At 66.1% G+C, this 3,600-nt stretch carries 4 protein-coding genes; 1 reads left to right on the plus strand and 3 read right to left on the minus strand.

Going from position 1 to position 3,600, the window contains the following annotated elements; translation table 11 throughout:
- Nucleotides 1-66: 66 nt before the first annotated feature.
- Both AX681_RS10225 and AX681_RS10230 read right to left on the minus strand, forming a co-directional pair.
- Nucleotides 67-444: a hypothetical protein gene (locus AX681_RS10225; RefSeq protein WP_066664147.1), complete on the minus strand. Its 378-nt coding sequence runs from the start codon at nt 442-444 to the stop codon at nt 67-69.
- Nucleotides 441-1,202 carry an EI24 domain-containing protein gene (locus tag AX681_RS10230; protein ID WP_331710006.1) on the minus strand — a complete coding sequence of 254 codons (762 nt, stop codon included), beginning with the start codon at nt 1,200-1,202 and terminating at the stop codon, nt 441-443. Before AX681_RS10230 ends, AX681_RS10225 begins: the two co-directional genes overlap by 4 nt.
- Before the next feature lie 19 nt (nt 1,203-1,221).
- On the opposite strand from AX681_RS10230, the gene AX681_RS10235 reads away from it, so the two are divergent.
- Nucleotides 1,222-2,217, plus strand: coding sequence for an adenosine kinase (locus tag AX681_RS10235; RefSeq protein ID WP_066664151.1), 996 nt, complete (start codon nt 1,222-1,224; stop codon nt 2,215-2,217).
- Between the two features lie 207 nt (nt 2,218-2,424).
- Here the strand turns inward: AX681_RS10235 and AX681_RS10240 are convergent.
- Nucleotides 2,425-3,600: amino acid permease (locus tag AX681_RS10240; RefSeq protein WP_066682196.1), on the minus strand; the 1,176-nt coding region annotated here is incomplete at its 5' end.

Below are 3,600 nucleotides of genomic sequence, written 5' to 3' on the forward strand. Positions count from 1 at the left end.
AAGCCCCTCCCGCTTGCGGGAGGGGTTGGGGAGGGTCTTCTTCTTCTTCTTCTTCTTAAGCCAGAACTACCGCCCCGCCCGGCTCGCCCGGATCGCCGCCGCACAGCTCGCCTGATCGATCGGCGACCCGTCGCGCTGGCGCGTCTCGGCGAACGTCACAACCGGATCGCCGCGCCCGGACTTGGGTGGGTAGAGATAGGCGTCGAGCACGCAGGTGCCGTTGCCGAACTGCAGCTTGCGCGCGCTGCCTTCGGTCACGTCCAGCAGCGGGCGGCCGAACTGCGCGGTCAGCGCATTGGCGCTCGCCCCCATCACGGTGGTCAGGGCGGCCATGCCCGGCTGCGGCACGGGTACCGGCGCGGCGCGGCCGGGCGGCGGGATGACGCCCCCGCCGCCACAGGCGGACAGCAGGACCAAAGCGGACAGGGCCGCGATCGCTTTCACTTGGTTTTTCTCCGGTGGAACATGTGCGTCGCCATCGCCGCGCCGACGATCGGCGCGATCAGATTGGCGAACGGGATGAAGAACAATCCGGTTCCCGCCGCGCCCGTGGCAAAACGCGCCAGCCGGGTACGCGCCCGCCAGCGCTGCAGCTCCTGCGCGGGCATGTGCCGCACCGCGACCATGTCCCCCAGATCGCGGCCGAGCAGCCAGCTGTTGACGATGAAGAAGGCGATGGCCGTCCCGACTCCGGTGACGAGCAGGATCAGATAGAGCGGCGACAGCGCGAGGTTGACCAGCAACGCCCGCCCGGCGGAGCGCAGGCCCATCGCGGCGGATCGCGCAAAGCTCAGGTCGCGCGCGGTGGCAAAGCGGTCGGGATAATGTTTCGCCTCGACCGCGTGCACCACCTCGTCGGCGAACACCCCGATCACCGCGATGGCGATGACGCGGAACAACAGCCACGCGCCGAGCAATGCGATCAGGATGGCGGTCGCTGCGGCAAGGCTCGCGACGCTCTGGCTGGCGGAGAGATAGGTGGCGACGAGATAGTCGATCCCGAACCACAGCCCCGCGCCCAATGCGGCAAAGATCGCCAGCGTCACCAGCATCGACTTGGCGAACACCGCGACGATGCGCTTGTCGAACAGCTGGCCGATCGAAAGAAGCAGCGCCTGGACCATATGGACATCGTTGCTGGGCGATGTCCGCCAAGTCAACGCAGTTGCGCCACGCCGCGCTGCACTATAGGCGCGCGACATCTATTCTCCGGAGACAAAAGTGACCGCACCCACCCACGACGTCGTCGCGATCGGCAACGCCATTGTCGACATTCTCGCCCAGGCAGAGGACGCCTTCATCGAAGAAATCGGCGTCGCCAAAGGCTCGATGCAGCTCATGTTCTCGCCCGAAGAGGCCGATGCGCTCTATGCAAAGATGGGCCCGGGCCGTGAGGTTTCGGGCGGCTCGGCGGCGAACACCGTTGCCGGGATGGCCGCACTCGGCAGCCGCACCGCCTTTATCGGCCAGGTCGCCGACGACCAGCTGGGTCAGGTGTTCGGCCACGACCTGCGCGCTGCCGGCGTCGATTTCGGCACCGCGGTCCGCCCGGGCCAGCCGACTACCGCGCGCTGCCTGATCTTCGTGACGCCGGATGGCCAGCGCACGATGAACACCTTCCTCGGCGCGTCGCAGTTCCTGCCCGAAGCCGCGCTCGATCGCGACCTCATCGCCAGCGGCGCGATCCTGTATCTCGAAGGCTATCTGTGGGATCCGGAAGAGCCGCGCCAGGCCATGCGCGCCGCGATCCAGATCGCGCGTGACGCTGGCCGCAAGGTCGCTTTCACTTTGTCCGACGTGTTCTGCATCAGCCGGCACGGCGACGATTTCCGCGCGCTGATCGCGGAGGGTCTGGTCGACATCCTGTTCGCGAACGAGAATGAACTGCTCGCGCTCGCCCAACTCGAGGATTTCGATGCGGCGGTCGAGAAGATCGCGGCGCAGGTCCCGACCCTGGTCGTCACCCGCAGCGAAAAGGGCGCGATTGCGGTGCAGAACGGCGTGCGCGTTGCCGTCGCTGCCGAGCCGATCGAGAAGGTGGTCGACACCACCGGCGCTGGCGACCTGTTCGCTGCCGGCTTCCTGCACGGCCAAGCGCAGGGCTGGGACGTCGAGAAATCGCTGAAGCTCGGCGCTGCCTGCGCGGCGGAGATCATCTCCCACTATGGCGCGCGGCCCGAAGCGGACCTCAAGGAAGTCGCCGCCAAGTTCGCCTGACCTGCTGAACCGCATGCGGCGCTTCCCCCATTCGTCGCCCCGGCCTTGAGCCGGGGCCGGGCTTTCTCTCCTCTGTCGGGAAAGGCAGCCCTGTCCCGGCTCAAGGTCGGGACGACGTGAAGGGTCAGGCGCGTTGTCTCACTGACAGAACAAAAAAAGGGCCGGGGAACACCCCGGCCCTTTCTGTTTGCGCTGGTGTCGCGGCCCTCAGGGCTGCTCGCCGACCGGGGCCGGGAACTCGCCCATCTCGGGCGCATCGTCCTGCGGCTCGCCATGCTGCAGGTTCGAGTTCCACATGCCGTAAACGAAATACAGCACGATCCCGCCCAGCATGTACCAGAGGAAGAAGGTCAGGACGCCGACCGGCACGGTCGTGATCAGATAGACGCACGACAGGATGCCGAGGATCGGCGTGATCGGATAGAGCGGCACCTTGAAACCGCGCGGCAGTTCCGGCGCCGAACGACGCAGGTAGATGACCGAGAGGCAGACGATCGCGAACGCCGCAAGCGTACCGACCGAGGTCATGTCGCCGAGCACGTTGATGTCGAAGAAGCCCGCGGCGACCGCCGTCAACACACCGACCAGCAGCGTGTTGACCCACGGCGTCTTGAACTTCGGGTGGACGGTCGAGAACACCTTGGGCAGCAGGCCGTCGCGCGCCATGGTGTAGAAGATGCGCGTCTGCGCATACATCAGCACCAGCACGACCGAGGTCAGGCCGATGATCGCGCCGATCTTGATCGTCTTGGCCAGCCACGCCCATTGCGCGCCGAAGGCATCGACCACCACCGCGACGGGGTCTGGCACGTTGAGCGTGCCGTACGGCACCAGCAGCGTCATGATCGCCGCGACGAGCATGTAGATGATGGTGCAGACGATCAGCGACCCGATGATGCCGAACGGCATGTCCTTGGCCGGGTTCTTCGCTTCCTGACCCGCGGTCGAGACCGCTTCGAACCCGATATAGGCGAAGAAGACAATCGATGCGGCGCGCATGATGCCGTCGACGCCGAACTTACCGTCACCCTGGTTCTCCGGGATGAACGGGACCCAGTTGGCCGCGGAAAGCTCGCCGAAGCGCGAGATCACGATCAGGCCGCCGACGACGATGAACGCGGTCAGCACGCTGACCTTGATCGCGACGATCAGGTTGTTGACCTTGGCCGATTCCGACACGCCGACCACCAGCAGGATCGCCAGCGCGATACAGATGAGGAAGGCGGGGAGGTTGAAGATGGTCGTGACGGTCTGGCCGTCGATCAGCACCGGTACGCCGTCCTTCATCAGGACGTGGCCGGCCGGGCCGGTGAATTGCGCCGGGATATGAATCCCGAAATCAGCAAGCAGGCTGACGACATACCCCGCCCAGCCCACGGCGAC

The organism is Sphingomonas sp. CCH9-E2 (assembly GCF_001557215.1).
Classification (GTDB): Bacteria; Pseudomonadota; Alphaproteobacteria; order Sphingomonadales; family Sphingomonadaceae; genus Sphingomonas.

Excerpts from the sequence above, each read along its gene's own strand:
- AX681_RS10230 (WP_331710006.1), bottom strand. The coding sequence starts at position 1,202 with ATGTCGCGCGCCTATAGTGCAGCGCGGCGTGGCGCAACTGCGTTGACT.